Raw genomic sequence first — 16,390 nt, 5'->3', positions numbered from 1 at the left:
GGAGAGAATGCATGTCTGACGAGGCACCGCGCTTTTCGCGCGACGCGCTGGCGCGCCTTTTGCGGCCGAAATCGGTCGCGGTGGTGGGCGCCAGTGACAAACCCGGCGCGCTCGGCGCGACGCTGATCACCAATCTCGATCGCGCCGGGTTTTCCGGCGCGATCTATCCGATCAATCCGAAACGCGATGCGATCGGCGCGCGCCCATGCCTCGCCACGGTCGCGGATTTGCCCTTGGACGTCGATGTCGCGGTCCTGGCGATTCCGCGTCCGGCGGTGCTCGATACCGTGCGTGCGCTGGCTGCGCGCGGTGTCGGCGCGGCCATCGTGTTTTCCGCCGGGTTTGCCGAAGACGGGCCCGAGGGGCTGGCCGAACAGGCCGAGATCGCGCGCATCGCCACAGACGCGGGGATGGTGATCGAGGGGCCCAATTGCCTTGGCCTGGTCAACCATGTCGACAAGATCCCGCTGACGTTCGTCGAAGCGTTTTGCGTGCCGCCTGCCGGGCGCCGCGCGGTCGGCGTGGTCTCGCAATCGGGGGCGATGGCGGCGGTGCTCGGCACCGTGCTGATCGCGCGCGCCGTACCGACCAGCTTTTCGGTATCGACCGGCAACGAAGCGGTGACCGGGGTCGAGGACTATGTCGATTGGCTGATCGACGATCCCGACACGCAAGTCATCGCGATGATCGTCGAACATTTTCGCAAACCGGCGCGGTTCATGGCTGCGGCACGGCGTGCGCGCGCTGCGGGCAAGCCGATCGTGCTGCTCCATCCCGGCACATCGAGCGCGGCGCGCGAATCCGCGGCGACCCATACCGGGGCGATGGCGGGCGACTACAAGCTGATGCGTGCCAAAGTCGCGCGTACCGGGGTGATTTTCGCCGAGACATTGCAGGAATTGGGCGATGTCGCCGAATTGCTGGTGCGCTGCCCGGCGCTGGCGCGGCCCGAAACGGCAGTGCTGGGCGAATCCGGCGCGTTCAAGGCGATGGTGCTCGATCAGGCGGAACGGCTCGGCCTGCCGCTGACCGCGCTCGACAATGCCAATGCGCCCGCCTTGCGCGCCGCGCTGCCGCCGTTCGTTCCGGTCAGCAATCCGCTCGACCTTACAGCGCAAGGGCTCAGTCAGCCGTCGATCTATACCGAAGTCCTGGGCGCCTTGCTCGATGACGATCGGGTTGGCGCGATCGTCGCCGGGATCATCCAGTCCGATCCGGCGACCGCCGACATCAAGGTGCCGGCGATCCTTGCCGCGCTCGACGGACGCACGCTGACCAAGCCGATGATCTTTGCCGGGCTCGACGAAGGCGCGCGAATGCCCGAGCACTACATCGCCGCGCTGCGCGAACGGGGCGTGCCGTGGTTTCCGACCACCGAGCGCGTGCTGACCGCGCTGACCCGGCTCGGTGGCGATCGCGCGCCGTCCGGGGCAGCGGAACCCGAAGCCCTGCCGATGCTCGCGCTCGCCGATGAGGCGGGGGTGATACCCGAATATCGCTCGAAAGCGTTGCTCGGGCCTTTGGGCGTGCCATTCCCGCGCGGGACGTTTGCGGCGAGCCCCGATGCAGCGGTCGCGGCGTCGGAAGCGCTGGGCTACCCCGTGGCCATGAAGGCGCAGGCCAGCGCGCTCAGCCACAAGAGCGATGCGGGCGGCGTGATGCTCAACCTTGCCGACGCCGATACCGTGCGCGCGGCATGGGAGCGGATGCATGCCAGTGTGGCCGCTTATGATGCGACGATTGCGCTCGATGGCGTGTTGATCGAGGCGATGGGCCCGCGCGGGGTCGAAATGATCGTCGGCGGGCGCAACGATCCCGAATGGGGCGCGGTCGTGCTTGCGGGCTTTGGCGGGGTGACTGCCGAAATCCTGCAGGACGTGCGGCTGTTTACGCCCGACATGACCGAGAGCGAAGTCCTCGCGGAACTCGGCAAGCTGAAAAGCGCGGCGCTGCTTTCCGGCTGGCGCGGGGCTCCGGCGCTCGATGTGGCGGCATTGGCGGCCCTGATCGTCAAAGTGGCGCGGCTGCTGCACAGCGAACCGCGCCTTGCCGAGCTCGATCTCAACCCGGTGATTCTCTATCCGTCAGGTCAGGGTGTCATTGCGCTCGATGCGCTGATCCTGGCGCAATAGCGTAAAGCGCCACAACCGGCCCACTCGTCGTTCGGCGGCGCGGCGAAAGCCGCGCCGTTCGAGTTCGTGCGCGATCAGGACATAATCGCTCCAGGTCGTGATCCCGGTCACGCTGCGTGCGCGACCGAGCCCTGTGCGGATTGTCGCCCAATGCGCGCGGCGTTCGTCGACGAGATCGATGCTGCGCGTGGCCGCAAGGGCGATGGGCACACCAAACCGGCTGTCGTGAAGCGCGACATCGACGGATTGTATCGCACGGGCGAGGGGGGCTGCGCCGAACGCCCCGGCGCAAGCGGCTCCGCCCTTGATCAGCGCGCGGCGGTTGAGCGTCATTTGCCCCTCCCGAGATAGGCGGCGACGCTGTCGAGCTCGCTATCGGTGGCATCGACGCGGGTCTGCGGCGGCATCGCGCCTTTGCCCATGCGCACGACCGCGTGGACATAGGCTGCGGTCAGGTCGTCGCGGTTGGCGAGCAGCGCGGTCGCCGGGCCGGCGCCTGCGGCAAGGCGTTGCTTGACCAGGAGATTGGTGCCCATGCCCGCGGCAAGGTGGCAATATCCGCAATGGTTTTCAAACAGCGCCTTGCCATCGCGTCCGGGGCTCAGCCGGTTGCCCGCCGGGGCCGGGGCGCGCATCTGATAGGGCGGAAGCGGCGGCGGATCGGCGAGAACCTGCGCCGCCGGGGCCAACAGCGCGGCGCCGAGCGCCCAACGTGCGATAGAATGCTTCATACCCGGCCCGCCTTTGCCTGATCGCGCATGGCCGAGGGCCAGACGCCCTGCTTGCCCGGTGCAAGGATGCCGTTGGGATCGAGCGCGTCCTTGATTTTCTCGTTCAGCCGCCGGAGCGCGTGGTTGTTGAAATCATAGGTGTCCATCACCGTGTCCATCCAGCCGAGGTGCGTGCGGTATTCGCCGTAGCCCGCCTTGGCCGTCTCGCCGATCAGGGCCGAGAACAGCCGCTTCATGTTGGCGACCTGATCGGGTTTATCGCGATCGTACATCAGCATGTTGATATTGGTGGCAAAGCGCCCGCCGATGGTGAAGCTGGCGTAGAAATCGACATCGTGCGCGGCAATGATCGCGCGGCTGCGCTTCAATTGCCCCATGACATGCTCGGCAGTCGCCGGGACCACCGGCGAAAAGCCCATGTGCGCGCCGCGCCCGCCGACCCAGTCGCTCATCTGCAAGGGCGCGGCAGAGGGCACGCCCATTGTCGTATCCATCGCGTTCATCGGATCGCCCGCATGCCACCAGTGCTCGGCGGGCGGCGCGGACAAGTGGCGCGCCATCGCCGCGCGCACCACGTCGGCCTTTGCACGGATCACCGGCTCTTCGCCATAAAGCCGCAGCGCGACTTGCCAATAGCCGAGCTTGTATTGCGCGAGCAGTTCCTTGACGCGCCATTCGGGGATAGCGCCGGGCTTGTCCCAGAAATCGTGGCGCTGCCCTTTCAGCACCATCTTGCCCAGCCAGCTTGGCACAAACACGTTCTGATCGATCGTACCGGCGATTTTCAGCGGGGCGATCGTGTCGATCACCCAGCCGATATCGTCTTCGTTGGGGATGTCGAACACCAGTTCGAGCGAAGCGGCGGGCGCGGGCTGCATCCACAATCCGGCGCGCGTCACCACGCCGAGGCTCGACTGCGTAAAGGCGAGATCGAACGTCGGGCCAAAGCTCATGGGATGGAGATGCCAGGCATGGTTTCCGCTCATCGCGCCCATGCCCGTGCGCACCAGATCGCCATCGGGCAGCACGACTTCAAACCCGCACAAATTGCGCGCGTGAAGCCCATAAGGGGTATAGCCGATGCCGTGTTCAAAGGCATTGCCCAGCACCGAGCCCCAGGCATTGCCCGGCACCGACAGCCATAGCGGCAGTTTTTCGCGCTGCACCGCTTCGTACAGATCGAAAAAGCTTACCCCCGGTTCGAGCACGCATGTCGCCAGTCGCGCATCGATGTCGATGATCCGGTTCATCCGCCCCAGATCGAGCACCACGCTGCCCGCCATGCGCGGGGCGGCAGTGCCATAGCCAAGGTTCTTGCCGCGCGAGACCGGCCAGAGCGGGATCGTGTGCTGATTGGCGAGACGCACAATCGCCTGCACTTCCTCGACCGAGCCCGGCGCGACCGCCGCCGAGGCGGGCCATTGATCGGCAGGGCCGGGGGCATAGATGTCGCTATAGGCGTCGCGGTCGGCATCGCCCGCCATGACCCATTCCTTGCCGACCACACCGGCAAAGGCGGTCAGCGCGGCATCGAACGCCTTTGGCCCGACGCGCGGGGGAAGGACCAGCTTCATGGCTGCAGGACTTGTGTGATCATGGTCGCTTCCCCTTCAATAATTCGACAAGATGGCAAGGCTCGGCGCATCGAGCGGCAGTCCCCTGGCCTGTTTGGCCAGGTCTTCGGCGCGCGTCCTGGCCTGCTGATCGATCAGCCAGGCATGGATCGCATCGGCATCTTCGGGCCGCAGCACGTCATCCCAGCGGGGCATTCCCGCCGATTGATAGAGCCCGTCGAGCACGATCCGGCGGAATGCGGTATGGGTCGCGGCGTCCATCCGGCGCAGATCGGGCGTGATCGAGCGCGGCTGATTGGCGTGGCACAGCGCGCAGCCGGTGGTGAAAAACAGCGCCTGTCCGCGCGCGATCGTTGCGGGCGTGACGCCTGTGGCCTGCGCCGGGGCAGGCGGCGCAACTTCCAGCGGCGGCAATGGCGGCGGCAGCGGAACCGGCGTGCCATCGAGCCGGAATACCAGCAGCCGCCCCGCATTGCCGCGCCGATAGGCCGCAGCATAGCGCGGGACATAGGGATAGCCGCCGCCGCCCCAGGCCGCCATGACCGCGATATATTGCACCCCGCGCACGGAATAGGTCATCGGCGCGGCAAGGATCGAGCTGCCGGTCTCGATCGCCTTGATCAGCCGCCCGTTGCGCGCATCGAGCACGCGCAATTCGCCCGACAGCGTGCCGTGAACGACAAGGCCCGAAGCCGTGGTCAAGACCCCGCCGCGATCCTGCCAGCCGCCGGTCGGATCGGCCCAGACCGTGCGCCCCGTCAGCGGGTCGATCGCGCGGATTTCGGCATGGGCCGGATTGGCGAGCACCTCCTGCCAGGCGGGCAGTGCCTTGACCGCCGTCTGGACCGGCGCAGGCAGAGTGGGCAACGCTTGCGCAAGGTCGGCGGTAAAGATCAGCGCCGCGCCGGTGTTGAGCCCTTTGGCGGCATAAGGCTTTGGTCCGGGCGGGACAAAGATCAGATTGCCCATGTCGAGCACCGCGCCGTACCACAGCCCGGTCGCCGGATTGTATGATCCCGGATGCCAGTTGCGCGCGCCCGGCGTTGCTGGAAAAACGATCTTGGGCCCTGCCGAAATGTCGGCGGCGGCGGGGTCGAGTTCGGGCAGGCCGGTTTTGAGGTCGATGCGCCGGGCCCAATTGACCCGCACGATCGGATTGGCGCGCAGGACTTCGCCCGTGGCCCGGTCGATCACATAGAGAAAGCCGTTTTTGGGCGCGTGCAGCACGACCGACCGGTCGCGGCCGTCGAGCGTCAGATGTGTCAGGATCATCGGCGCGGTGGCGTCGTAATCCCACTGATCCTCGGGGCTTTCCTGATAGAACCAGGCCATTCGCCCGGTTTTTGCATTGAGCGCGACGATCGAGGAAACATAGAGATTGCGCCCGCCTTTGGGGCTGCGCAAAGTCAGGCTGTAGGGCTCGGCATTGCCCGTTCCGACGAGCACGAGGCCGGTTTCGGGATCATAGGCGATCGCATCCCACGGCGATCCGCCCGCGCCCATGTCCCAGCGGCTCGCCGGGTCCCAGGTCTTGACCGCCGCATCGAGCTCGGGACTGTCCTGCGGCCCGAGCCGGGGATCGCGCGGCGTGATGTGAAACCGCCAGCGCAGCGCGCCGGTGCGCCGGTCATACGCGGTGACATAGCCGCGCGCGTCATAGTCCGATCCGGCATTGCCCAGCACGACCACATCACCGGCAATCTCTGGTGCGCCGGTCGAGCTGAGGCCGCGTGTGTGATCCTCGATGCTGTCGACTTTCCACACCACTTTGCCCGTCCGCGCATCGAGCGCGTAGAGCCAGCCGTCGAGCGCGCCGACATAGACGAGGCCCCCGGCAACAGCGACGCCGCGATTGGCCATGTCGCAACAGACCCAGCGGTTGACCTGCATGTCGATTTCGGGTTCGAAGCGCCAGATTTCGCGGCCTGTGGCAGCGTCGAACGCATAGACCCGGCCCGCAACGCCGCTGGTGTAAAGCGTGCCGTCGACCACGACCGGCGTCGCTTCGAGCACGCGGTCGGTGCCAAGATCGGCCTGCCAGGCAAGGCCCAGTCGCGCGGCATTGCCGGGATCGATTTGCGTGAGCGGCGAAAAATGCGTCTTGCCCGCATCGCCGCCCGGACTGGTCCAGTCGCCCGGCGCCGCGCCCAGCGGAGCGGCGGCCAGCGCCGTCAGGACCAGGGCGGTAAGTGCGCCTTTCATCGGCACGTTTCCCACGGGCTGGGCATGCGATAGGGCACCGTGATGAAATTGGCCTCGATCTGGCAGATCATGCCGTGATCGATCTTGAACAGTTCGGAAATGTAAAAGCTGTGCGGGCGGCGCACCGGGCTTTTGACCGTGCGCCCGTCGGTCAGTTGATAGGTGTCGAGCCGCCCCGAATGATCGATGAAGCCGAATGCCAGCACCAGCCCGCGCTCTTCGTCGACGAGGGGAAAGCGCCGCGCGCGCAAGGCATCGTCATAGCGATAATTGCCCATGCGGAACTGCGCCTCGCAGCCCAGCGCAGAGACCGGCACGATTTTGGCGAATTCGGGATTGCAGGTGGTCTGCACGCCGTTTTCGACGCGCTGGCAATCGGGGTGAAAGCGGGTGTGGATCGTCCCGTCGTTCAATTGTAGCGTATCGAAATAGCCGTTCGACAGGTGCACCATCTCGTCGCGCGGGCAGGGCGCGATTGCATCGGCCTCAAGGATCGGCTTGGTCCAGTAACGCGGGTTTTCAAACTTGATGCCGCTGTCCGATTGGCGAACGATGCACAGTTCCGCCTCGGTCACGGCGCCTGCAGCATCGACTTTGAGCCGCAGCGTCAGCCCGGATTCCTCGATCGCCTCGATCACCGTGCCGAAATAGCCGACCTGTCCGGTGCGCGTGTCGGCAAAGCGCAAGGCATAATCGCCAAGGCCGATGATCGTGCCCCAGACCCCGTCACCGATGTCGAGCATGACATTGTTTTCCGACGTCAGCGCGCCATCGGCCCAGTTGACCGCATCCGCGTTTCCGGATCGCAGCGCGTCCAGAAAGCCGTCGAGCACGGCGTAGAGCGCCTGCCGGTCCATGATCTCTCCCGAATGTGTCATTGAGGTCTTGTCCCGACCTTTGCGTTACCGTATCAAATGTTATAAATAGCGCAAGCGCCGATTGGCCTTGCGCGCAGGGAGAAAAGGGGCCCGCCGCATGAGCCGCACGCCGATCGAACAAGCCAATCTGGCGCATGTTCTTGCCATGTACGAGGCGGTGCTGATGCCGCTCGATTCGTCTGCGGTCGATCGTTTCATTGCGCAGCATTATGTGCAGCACAGCTCGCTTGCCGAACCGGGGCGAGACGCGCTCAAGCGCTGGCTCGATGATCGGCGTGCCGATTCGCCCGAGGCGCGCCAGACGATTCATCGCGCCTTTGTCGATGGCGACCATGTCGTCGTCCATGTCCATGTCGTGCGTTGGACGGGCGATCGGGGGCTCGCGGTGGCGGACATCTTTCGCCTCGAACGCGGAATGATCGTCGAACACTGGGATGTGATCCAGGAATTGCCCGAACACCCGGTCAATCCCAATCCGATGATTTGAACAAGGAACGCGGGCGATGCGCTTTGAGGACAAAGTGGTGGTGATTCTGGGCGGCAATGCCGGGATCGGTCTGGCGGCGGCGCGGCTGTTTGCAGCCGAAGGCGCGCGGCTGGCGCTGACCGGGCGCAATGCGCAAACGCTGGCGGCGGCGGCCGCAGAGACGGGCGCGCTGATCCGTGTGGCCGACATCGGCGATCCGGCGCAAAGCGCGGCGGTGCTCGGCGAAATTGCCGATGCGATGGGGCCGATCGACGTGTTGTTCTGCAACGCCGGGGTCGGAGGCTTTGCGCCGGTTGCCGATGTCACCGAGGCATTTTGGGACACCATTCATGCGGTCAATTTGCGCGGCGCGTTCTTTGCCTTGCAACAGGCGCTGCCGCTGATGCGCGATGGCGGGGCGATCGTGGTGACGGGCTCGATCGGTTCGGTCGCCGCGGTGCCCGGCAATGTGGCCTATGCTGCGGCCAAGGCGGGGCTTCGCGCGGTGGTGCGGATCGTTGCCAAGGAAGTGTTGGCGCGCCGCATCCGCGTCAACATGATCAGCCCGGGGCCGACCGACACCGAGATTTTCAAGCGCGACGCGCCCGAGGCCCGGATTGCCGCGATGCGCGCCATGCTGTCGGACGTGGTGCCGATCGGGCGCATGGGCGAGGCCGGGGAAGTCGCCCGCGCCGCGCTGTTCCTCGCCAGTGCCGAGGCCAGCTTCATCAACGGCGTCGATCTCTATGTCGACGGCGGCTGTCTGGAATTGCGCTAAACGCCAGCGGGAACCGCATCGAGCAGCATGGTTTTCATTTCGAGATAGGGGTGCAGCCCTTCGGGCCCGCCTTCGCGGCCGATGCCCGATTGCTTGAATCCGCCGAACGGCAGGCCGAAATCCATGCGCAGCCCGTTCTGGCCAAAGCCGCCGGTGCGCACGCGGCGACCGATCCGCCAGGCCGCGTCGGCATCGTGCGTCAGGACAGAGCCGTTGAGGCCATAGCGGCTGTCATTGGCGATGGCGATCGCGTGATTGTCGTCGTCGGCGGGGATCAGGCAGAGCACCGGGCCGAAGATTTCTTCTTGCGCAATGCGGCTGGCGTTGTCGACATGCGCGAACAGGGTGGGTTCGATGAAATAGCCGTGGTTGAGATGCGTCGGGCGCTGTCCGCCGGTAATCAGATCGGCGGTCTTGCGGCCTTCCTCGATAAAGCTTTCGACGCGCTCCAACTGCCGCTTCATGGCCAGAGGGCCCAATTGCGCCGCGCGATCGTCGCTGTGGCCAATGCGCACGGCGCGCATTTCGGCGGCGATCGCTTCGGCCAGTTCGTCATGCCGCGCGCGTGGCACGACGACACGGCTGAGCATGGCGCAGACTTGCCCGCTCATCATCGTGATCGTGCCGGTCAACAGCCGCGCGGCGTCGGCGATGGCAAAATCGTCGCGCACGATGGCTGCCGATTTGCCGCCCAGTTCGAGCGTGCAGCGCGCCATGCGTTCGGCGCAGACCATGCCGATGCGCTGCCCCGCCAGTGTCGATCCGGTAAAGCTGACTTTGTCGACGCCCGGATTGCACACGAGATGATCGCTGGCCTCGCGATGCGCAGGTACGAGATTGACGACACCCGGCGGAATGCCTGCCGCTTCGGCGGCTTCGGCCAGGATATAGGCCTCCAGCGGGGTCTCGGGCGAAGGCTTCATGATCACCGTACACCCGGTCAGCAGCGCATAGGCCAGCTTGTTGGCCATGATCCCGAACGGCGCATTCCACGGCGCGATGGCGGCGACCACGCCGACCGGTTCGTGAACCACCAAAGCGCAAGCGGCGGCCAGGCTGGGGCGCTGTTCGACAAAGGCAAACGCTTCGGCAAAACCGGCGATCTGATTCAGGGCGGCAAGGCTGCCCGCATGCATCGGCCCGGCAAATGCGGCCAGGCCACCCATCTGCGCGGTCCAGGCGCGCGCCAATTCGGGCACGCGCGGCTCGAGATGCGCGATCATGCGGCGGAATGCGGCAATCCGCTCGGCGGGCGCCATGTGCGGCCATGGGCCATGGTCAAAGGCGTGGCGCGCAGCGGCAACCGCGCGGTCCACGTCGACGTCATCGGCTTCGGCGACGCGCGCGATCACTTGTTCGGTGTCGGGCGAGATCAGGTCGATCAGCCGGTCGCTGTGTGGCGGCATCCATGCGCCGCCGATGAACACGCGTTCGGGATGGCGCAGCGAAACGCCGGTGGGCAGCAATGTCATGGAAAAATCAGGCCCCGCTGTGGCGGTCGGCGGGTGCATCGCTGCACCCGCCGATCTGTTCAGAACGATTTCTTGACTGTCACGGCCCATTCGCGCGGCCGCCCGGGCGATCCGGAAATGGCCCCGGCGCCTGCACCGGTCAGGTCGAACTTCGACGTGTAGTAGTATTTGTCGAACACGTTGGTAACGGCGAGCGCGATCGACAGACCCTTGGCCTTGTCGTGCCAGGTGATGCGCGCATTGGCGAGCGTATAGGCGCCTTCCTGGCCATAGAGCGCCGAGGGCGAACCCGCTGCCGCGGCGAGCACGTTGCCGATCTGGCTGCCCTGATAGCTGATGTCGAAACGCGGGGTCAGCGTGCCCGCCTTGCCGAGGTCTGCCTCATATTGCGCGCCGACGTTCCATTTCCATTGTTCCATGCCGGGAGGCATCTTGCTGATCAGGTCGATGACCGAAGGATCCGACGAACAGGCCCCGGCGCCGAGGCCGACCACTTGCGGATTGACGCAAGTCCATTTCCAGTCCTGATACGACAGCGAACCGTCGATCTGCAGCCCGGCGACCGGGCGCAGCAGGACTTCGGCCTCGACCCCCTTGGAATGGGCATTGCCCGCGTTCTGCGGCAGGGCGCAAGGGCCTGGACCCCCGAATTGCGGGCATGACAGCAAGGTCAACTGCGCATTCTTGAAATCGAGATAGAACACATCGAGATTGAGCCGCAGCTTGCGGTCGAGCAAGTCGGTCTTGGCGCCCAATTCATACGAGGTAACGTTTTCCGGGCCAAAGCCAACGACTTGCGCGGCGTTGAACGGACGCGGATCAACCCCGCCGGCCTTGTATCCGGTCGCGACAGAGGCATAGACCATCGCTTCGGGCGAGAACCGGTAATTGACGGCAACGCGGTAATCGACCCGGCTCTTGGCGAACGTGTCGCCCAGCCCGTTGAACGGCAGAAACGGATTGGGCGTAACCCCGTCGAGTTCGAGCCGGTAGAACGTATAGCTTTTGGAGTCATGCGTGTAGCGCAGCCCGGCATTGATCGACAGCGCGCTCGTCGGCTGGAGATCGAGATTGCCATAGACCGCTTGCGACTTGGTGCGGATGGGGTCGTTCTGGATGAACTGCAAAGGTTCGACCGGCAGTGGTCCGGCTGCGACATAGCGGATGTCCTGCAGCGCGTAGTAATTGGCCTTTTCGTCCGAAACGAAGCCGCCGACGGTCAGATTGGTGATGCTGTTGATCTTTGCATTCAGGCGCAGTTCCTGGCTGAACGACCAGTCGGTGACATCGTTGGCGCCAAAGCCGACATTGGCCGGCGACAAGTCGTTGTCGACGCTGAAGGTGTTTTCAAACGAGCGATAGGCCGTGATCGATGTCAGCTTGATCGCATCGGTCAGGTTGTAGAGCACTTTGCCCGACACGCCCCAACTGGAATAAATGCTCAGTTCCGACCCCGATGTCGCCTGAAACGGGATGCCGTTGAGCGCCGGGATCAGACCGGCGACGAAGGTGCTCGCGCTTTGTCCGGTGGTGTCATAGTTGCAGAACGGCCCGCAGATGAAGCGGCTGTCATAGGGCAGGCCGTTGGATGTCTGCACATTGGGATTGGTGTTGTTGGCATAAAGCAGCACTTGCGCCGCATTGTGATGCTGATCCTTGGTATAATCGCCGCTGATCGTGACATCGAGCCGTTCATTGGGATTATAGCGCAAGATGCCGCGCACGGCTTTATAGCCGACATCGCCTTCCTTGTATTTCAGGCAATTGGTCCCGCCGGTCGTCGAGGGAACGCCGCTCGACGGGTTCATGCAGCCATAGTCATAGACGTTTACATAGCCGTCCTGATCGGCATAGGCGCCTGATACGCGGCCAAACAGGCCCTCGGCCAGCTTGAAATCGGCACTGGCGGAAAGATTGATGCGATGGCGGCTGCCATACGTCGCCGAGACATAGCCGTCGGTGTCGCCCGAGGGCGCCTTGGAAAAGAACTTGATCGCGCCGCCTTCGGAATTCTTGCCGGTCAATGTCCCCTGCGGCCCGCGCAGCACTTCGACGCGGTCGACATCCATCAGGTCGAGATTGGCGCCGGTCAGGCGCGGGAAATAGACGTCGTCGATATAGATGCCGACGCCCGGCTCCATCGCCGGGTCAAAGTCGCCCTGGCCAAGCCCGCGGATCGAGGCCACCACCGAATCGCCGAACGCCGCCGATGCCGGGCGCAGCACGACACTGGGCGCGCTGTCGGAAATGCTGGCAAGGCTGCTGGCGCTGCGCGCTTCCAGGCTGGCGCCGGTCAGCGCGGTGATCGCGATCGGCGTGTCCTGCAGTTTCTGCGAATGAAACTGCGCGGTGACGATGATTTCCTCGATAGACGCGGCTTTGGTGTCCGGGGCAGCCGGGGGGGCATCGCCCGCCTCTGCGGCGTATGCGGGCCCGGCGAGCAGCGTGCCGATCGCCAGCACGAGCAGCGACGAGCCCATCAGCGATGTCAGTCTGGTTTTGCATGGCGACAGCGAACAGCCGTCGGCGCTATGCAGCATCGTTTCAGCGTGCATCTTCAATTTCCTCTCCATCGCGGCGCCTCTTTGTTCAGGGCACCTGCTTTTTGTATGTAGCGCATACAACAATTCGCTTGGCAAGAGGCAGATCGAAGGGGCGCGGCATTGCGTGCGATTTTGCAGCAAAAAGATCACATATGATAGGGTCTGCGGTGCGCGCGAGCAGGGTCTGGCCATGGCGCGGCGCTCCGCGCCCCGGCGAATCGGGGTTTGGACCCGGGACATGATTCGCGGTTGCAACGATCCGTGAAGTTTGTATGCATTGCCTACAAATCACGTGTCGCGCACCAAGCGCGGACGAAGCCTGAAAGAGGATGACCGATGAACGACATCGCCACCATCAGCTATGTCCAGCCCGCCTATTCGCCCGCCGCGGCCAAGGCACTGGCGCGCAAGCCGCAGCTGTTCATCAACAACCAGTGGGTCGATTCGAGCCATGGCGCACTGATCGAAGTCGAAGACCCCTCGACCGGGCGGATCGTGTCGCATGTGGTCGATGCGTCCCCCGCCGATGTCGACCGCGCAGTTGCCGCCGCGCGCGCCGCCTTTGACGACGGGCGCTGGTCGGGCCTGCCGCCGATGGCCCGCGAACGGATCATCAACCGGCTCGCCGACTTGCTCGAAGCGCATGCCGACGAATTTGCCGAACTGGAAGCGATCGACAACGGCAAGCCCAAGGCCATGGCGGGCGCCGTCGACATTCCCGGCGCGATCAGCCAGTTGCGCTTCATGGCCGGCTGGGCGAGCAAAGTCGCGGGCGAAACCACCGCGCCTTATGCGATGCCGGCGGGTACGGTGTTCAGCTATACCGTCAAGGAACCGGTCGGCGTCTGCGGCCAGATCGTGCCGTGGAATTTCCCGCTGTTGATGGCCACGCTGAAGATTGCTCCGGCGCTCGCGGCGGGCTGTACGCTGGTGCTCAAACCCGCCGAACAGACGTCGATCACCGCGCTGCGGCTGGCCGATCTGGTTGTCGAGGCGGGCTTCCCGGCGGGCGTGGTCAACGTGATTACCGGGCTCGGCCATATCTCGGGCGACCGACTGGTCAAGCATCCCGATGTCGACAAGATCGCCTTCACCGGATCGACCGAGATCGGCAAAGTAATCAACCGCAATGCCACCGAAACGATGAAACGCGTGACGCTCGAACTGGGCGGAAAGTCGCCGGTGGTGATTCTGTCCGATGTCGATGTGGCGCAAGTTGCCGCCGGCGCTGCGGGCGCGATCTTTTTCAATTCGGGCCAGGTCTGCGTCGCGGGATCGCGTCTGTTTGCGCACAAGTCGGTGTTCGACAGCGTGCTCGAAGGCATGGCGGCGACCGCGCCGTTCTGGGCGCCGCGCCCTGCGCTCGATCCTGCCGCGCACATGGGGCCGCTGGTCAGCAAGGAACAGCATGATCGCGTGATGGGCTATATCGCGGCGGGCAAGCGCGATGGCGCCAGCGTGGTCATGGGCGGCGACGCCCCGGCCACCGATGGCGGCTATTATGTCAATCCGACGATCCTTGCCAATGTGAACCCGCAAATGAGCGTGGTGCGCGAGGAAATCTTCGGGCCGGTCGTCGTGGCGCAGCGTTTCGACGATCTCGACGAAGTGGCGAAAATGGCCAACGATACCTGTTTTGGCCTTGGTGCCGGGATCTGGACGCGCGATGTTTCGGCGATGCACAAGCTCGCCGCGAAGATCAAATCGGGCACGGTCTGGGGCAATTGCCACGCCATTATCGACACCGCGCTGCCTTTTGGCGGCTACAAGCAATCGGGGCTCGGTCGCGAACAGGGCCGGGCGGGGGTCGAGGCCTATCTCGAAACCAAGACCGTGATTATCCAGATGTGAGCCCTGGACGGTCGGGGCGGGCTTGCGCTTGCCTCGACCGGGTGCTTGGTTGCCGGCATGGCCGCGCGTTTCCTGGAGTTTGCCTCATGCCGATCGATCTGTCCCGCATTTCCGCCATCGACGTCCATGTTCACGCCGAAGTGTCGTGCCACGATCCCGAAGACCCGGTGATGGGCCAGTATTTCGACGCGGCCAGCACCTATTTCAAGGCGCCCCGCGAACGGCCGAAAATCCCTGAAATCATCGAGCTTTACCGCGCACAGCAGATCGCATTTTGCCTGTTCACGGTCGATTGCGAAAGCGGGATCGGCGCCAAGCGCGTGTCGAACTACGAAGTCGCCGAATATGCCGCGGCCAACGATGACATCTGCATCCCGTTTGCCTCGATCGACCCGCACAAGGGCAAGCTCGGCGCGCGCGAGGCGCGCGATCTGATCGAAAACCATGGCGTGCGCGGCTTCAAGTTTCATCACATCATGCAGGATTGCCTGCCTGCCGACCGCATGGGCTATGCGATCTATGAAGTGATCAACCACTATAAATTGCCCGCGATTTTTCACACCGGGCATTCGGGTATCGGCACAGGAATGCGCGGCGGCGGCGGGGCGCGGCTGAAATATGGGCAGCCGATTCTGGTCGACGACGTTGCGGTCGATTTCCCCGACATGAAAATCATCCTGGCGCATCCGAGCTGGCCGTGGGTCGATGAAAGCCTGTCGATGGCGCTGCACAAGGAAAATGTGTTCATCGATCTGTCGGGATGGAGCCCGAAGTATTTCGCGCCGCAGATCATCCAGTATGCCAACACGCAATTGCGCAAGAAGATGCTGTTCGGCAGCGATTTTCCCCTGATCCATCCGGCCAAATGGATCGAGGCGGCGCGCGCTGTCGGGTTCAAGGAAGACGTGCTGCCGCTGATCATGAAAGACAATGCCGCGCGCGTGCTCGGGCTTGGCTGAAGGCCGGGCGCGCGACGACGGCACGGGAGAGGACAAGCCTGTGAGCCTGATCTATTACCACGCCGAACCGGCGGCCAATTCGCTGAAATCGATGATCTGCCTCAAGGAAAAGGGGCTCGATTTCGAAAGCGTCTATGTCGATCTGCACAAGTTCGAACAGCATTCCGACTGGTTTCTGGCGATCAATCCCGAAGGCCAGGTGCCGGTGCTCGTCCACGATGGCGCGGTGATCACCCAGACCACCGTGATCAACGAATATCTTGAAGACGTCTTTCCCGAAGTGCCGCTTCGCCCCGCCGACGCGGTGGGCAAGGCGCGCATGCGGTACTGGAACAAATTCGTCGACGAACATGTGATGAACTATGTCTCGATGCATGGCTGGCATCGCATGGTCGGGGTGATTGCGCGCGGCATCGAAAGCGGCGACTTTGAAAGGCTCGTCGAGCGCATTCCGCTGCCCGATCAGCGCAAGAAGTGGCAGACGGCGCGCTCGGGCTTTTCCGAAGCGGACCTGGCCCACGCCATGGACAAGATCGTCTATGCCTGCGCCAAAGTCGACAAGCAGCTCGAAACCAATGCCTGGATCGCGGGCGATATGGTCTCCACGGCAGACGCCAATTTCTACGCGATGTGCGGCATGATGGTCGAACGCATGTTTCCCGAACTGGAAGCGGCGAAAACCTGGCCCCGGCTGATCGACTGGCGCGATCGGATGACGGCGCGGCCGGGCGTGAAGGCGGCGCTGGAAATGCCCGATCATACCAATCCGGCATTGCGCACATTCACCGGCCACGCGCGGTAAAG

The 16,390-nt window shown here is 64.4% G+C and carries 13 protein-coding genes; 6 read left to right on the top strand and 7 right to left on the bottom strand.

The window, feature by feature from the left end; genetic code table 11:
- The first annotated feature begins 11 nt into the window (after positions 1–11).
- The gene (locus AQZ50_RS04750) at positions 12–2,132 is read left to right on the top strand and encodes an acetate--CoA ligase family protein (protein ID WP_067743264.1); all 2,121 of its coding nucleotides are present in this window, start codon (positions 12–14) and stop codon (positions 2,130–2,132) included.
- Here the strand turns inward: AQZ50_RS04750 and AQZ50_RS04745 are convergent.
- Genes AQZ50_RS04745 through AQZ50_RS04725 form a run of 5 tightly spaced genes read right to left on the bottom strand, consistent with a single transcriptional unit; the run spans position 2,085 to position 7,517 of the window.
- Entirely contained in the window at positions 2,085–2,465 is a 381-nt protein-coding gene (locus AQZ50_RS04745; protein ID WP_067743261.1) for a hypothetical protein, read from the bottom strand. The genes AQZ50_RS04750 and AQZ50_RS04745 overlap by 48 nt on opposite strands.
- A complete protein-coding gene (locus AQZ50_RS04740; RefSeq protein WP_067743258.1) occupies positions 2,462–2,863 on the bottom strand; it encodes a c-type cytochrome in 402 nt (133 codons plus the stop codon). The genes AQZ50_RS04745 and AQZ50_RS04740 overlap by 4 nt, the downstream gene beginning before the upstream one ends.
- Positions 2,860–4,437, bottom strand: coding sequence for an FAD-binding oxidoreductase (locus tag AQZ50_RS04735; RefSeq protein ID WP_067743256.1), 1,578 nt, complete (start codon positions 4,435–4,437; stop codon positions 2,860–2,862). The genes AQZ50_RS04740 and AQZ50_RS04735 overlap by 4 nt, the downstream gene beginning before the upstream one ends.
- Positions 4,438–4,473: 36 nt before the next feature.
- Positions 4,474–6,639: an outer membrane protein assembly factor BamB family protein gene (locus AQZ50_RS04730; RefSeq protein WP_067743254.1), complete on the bottom strand. Its 2,166-nt coding sequence runs from the start codon at positions 6,637–6,639 to the stop codon at positions 4,474–4,476.
- Positions 6,636–7,517, bottom strand: a complete 882-nt coding sequence (locus tag AQZ50_RS04725) for a DUF8021 domain-containing protein (RefSeq protein ID WP_231730109.1) — start codon at positions 7,515–7,517, stop codon at positions 6,636–6,638. The genes AQZ50_RS04730 and AQZ50_RS04725 overlap by 4 nt, the downstream gene beginning before the upstream one ends.
- A 97-nt stretch (positions 7,518–7,614) precedes the next feature.
- Here AQZ50_RS04725 and AQZ50_RS04720 point away from each other — a divergent pair, with 97 nt between their 5' ends.
- Positions 7,615–8,004 (top strand): nuclear transport factor 2 family protein, encoded by a 390-nt coding sequence (locus AQZ50_RS04720; protein WP_067743249.1) that lies wholly within the window; start codon positions 7,615–7,617, stop codon positions 8,002–8,004.
- Positions 8,005–8,020: 16 nt separating this feature from the next.
- On the top strand, positions 8,021–8,761 hold the full coding sequence (locus AQZ50_RS04715; protein WP_067743247.1) for an SDR family NAD(P)-dependent oxidoreductase: 741 nt from the start codon (positions 8,021–8,023) through the stop codon (positions 8,759–8,761).
- Here the strand turns inward: AQZ50_RS04715 and AQZ50_RS04710 are convergent.
- Positions 8,758–10,227 (bottom strand): aldehyde dehydrogenase, encoded by a 1,470-nt coding sequence (locus AQZ50_RS04710; protein WP_156427239.1) that lies wholly within the window; start codon positions 10,225–10,227, stop codon positions 8,758–8,760. The genes AQZ50_RS04715 and AQZ50_RS04710 overlap by 4 nt on opposite strands.
- Positions 10,228–10,292: 65 nt before the next feature.
- Positions 10,293–12,788: a TonB-dependent receptor gene (locus tag AQZ50_RS04705; protein WP_067743244.1), complete on the bottom strand. Its 2,496-nt coding sequence runs from the start codon at positions 12,786–12,788 to the stop codon at positions 10,293–10,295.
- Positions 12,789–13,112: 324 nt separating this feature from the next.
- On the opposite strand from AQZ50_RS04705, the gene AQZ50_RS04700 reads away from it, so the two are divergent.
- From AQZ50_RS04700 to AQZ50_RS04690, 3 genes are all read left to right on the top strand, one after another.
- Positions 13,113–14,627: an aldehyde dehydrogenase family protein gene (locus AQZ50_RS04700; RefSeq protein WP_067743242.1), complete on the top strand. Its 1,515-nt coding sequence runs from the start codon at positions 13,113–13,115 to the stop codon at positions 14,625–14,627.
- Positions 14,628–14,713: 86 nt separating this feature from the next.
- Positions 14,714–15,586 (top strand): amidohydrolase family protein, encoded by an 873-nt coding sequence (locus AQZ50_RS04695; RefSeq protein WP_082703413.1) that lies wholly within the window; start codon positions 14,714–14,716, stop codon positions 15,584–15,586.
- Positions 15,579–16,388 (top strand): glutathione S-transferase family protein, encoded by an 810-nt coding sequence (locus AQZ50_RS04690; protein WP_067743239.1) that lies wholly within the window; start codon positions 15,579–15,581, stop codon positions 16,386–16,388. Before AQZ50_RS04695 ends, AQZ50_RS04690 begins: the two co-directional genes overlap by 8 nt.
- The last annotated feature ends 2 nt before the right edge of the window (positions 16,389–16,390 follow it).

The organism is Novosphingobium sp. Fuku2-ISO-50 (assembly GCF_001519055.1).
Classification (GTDB): domain Bacteria; phylum Pseudomonadota; class Alphaproteobacteria; order Sphingomonadales; family Sphingomonadaceae; genus Novosphingobium.
Note: the sequence above shows the minus strand (reverse complement) of the source record. Positions and strands in the feature narration are given on the sequence as shown.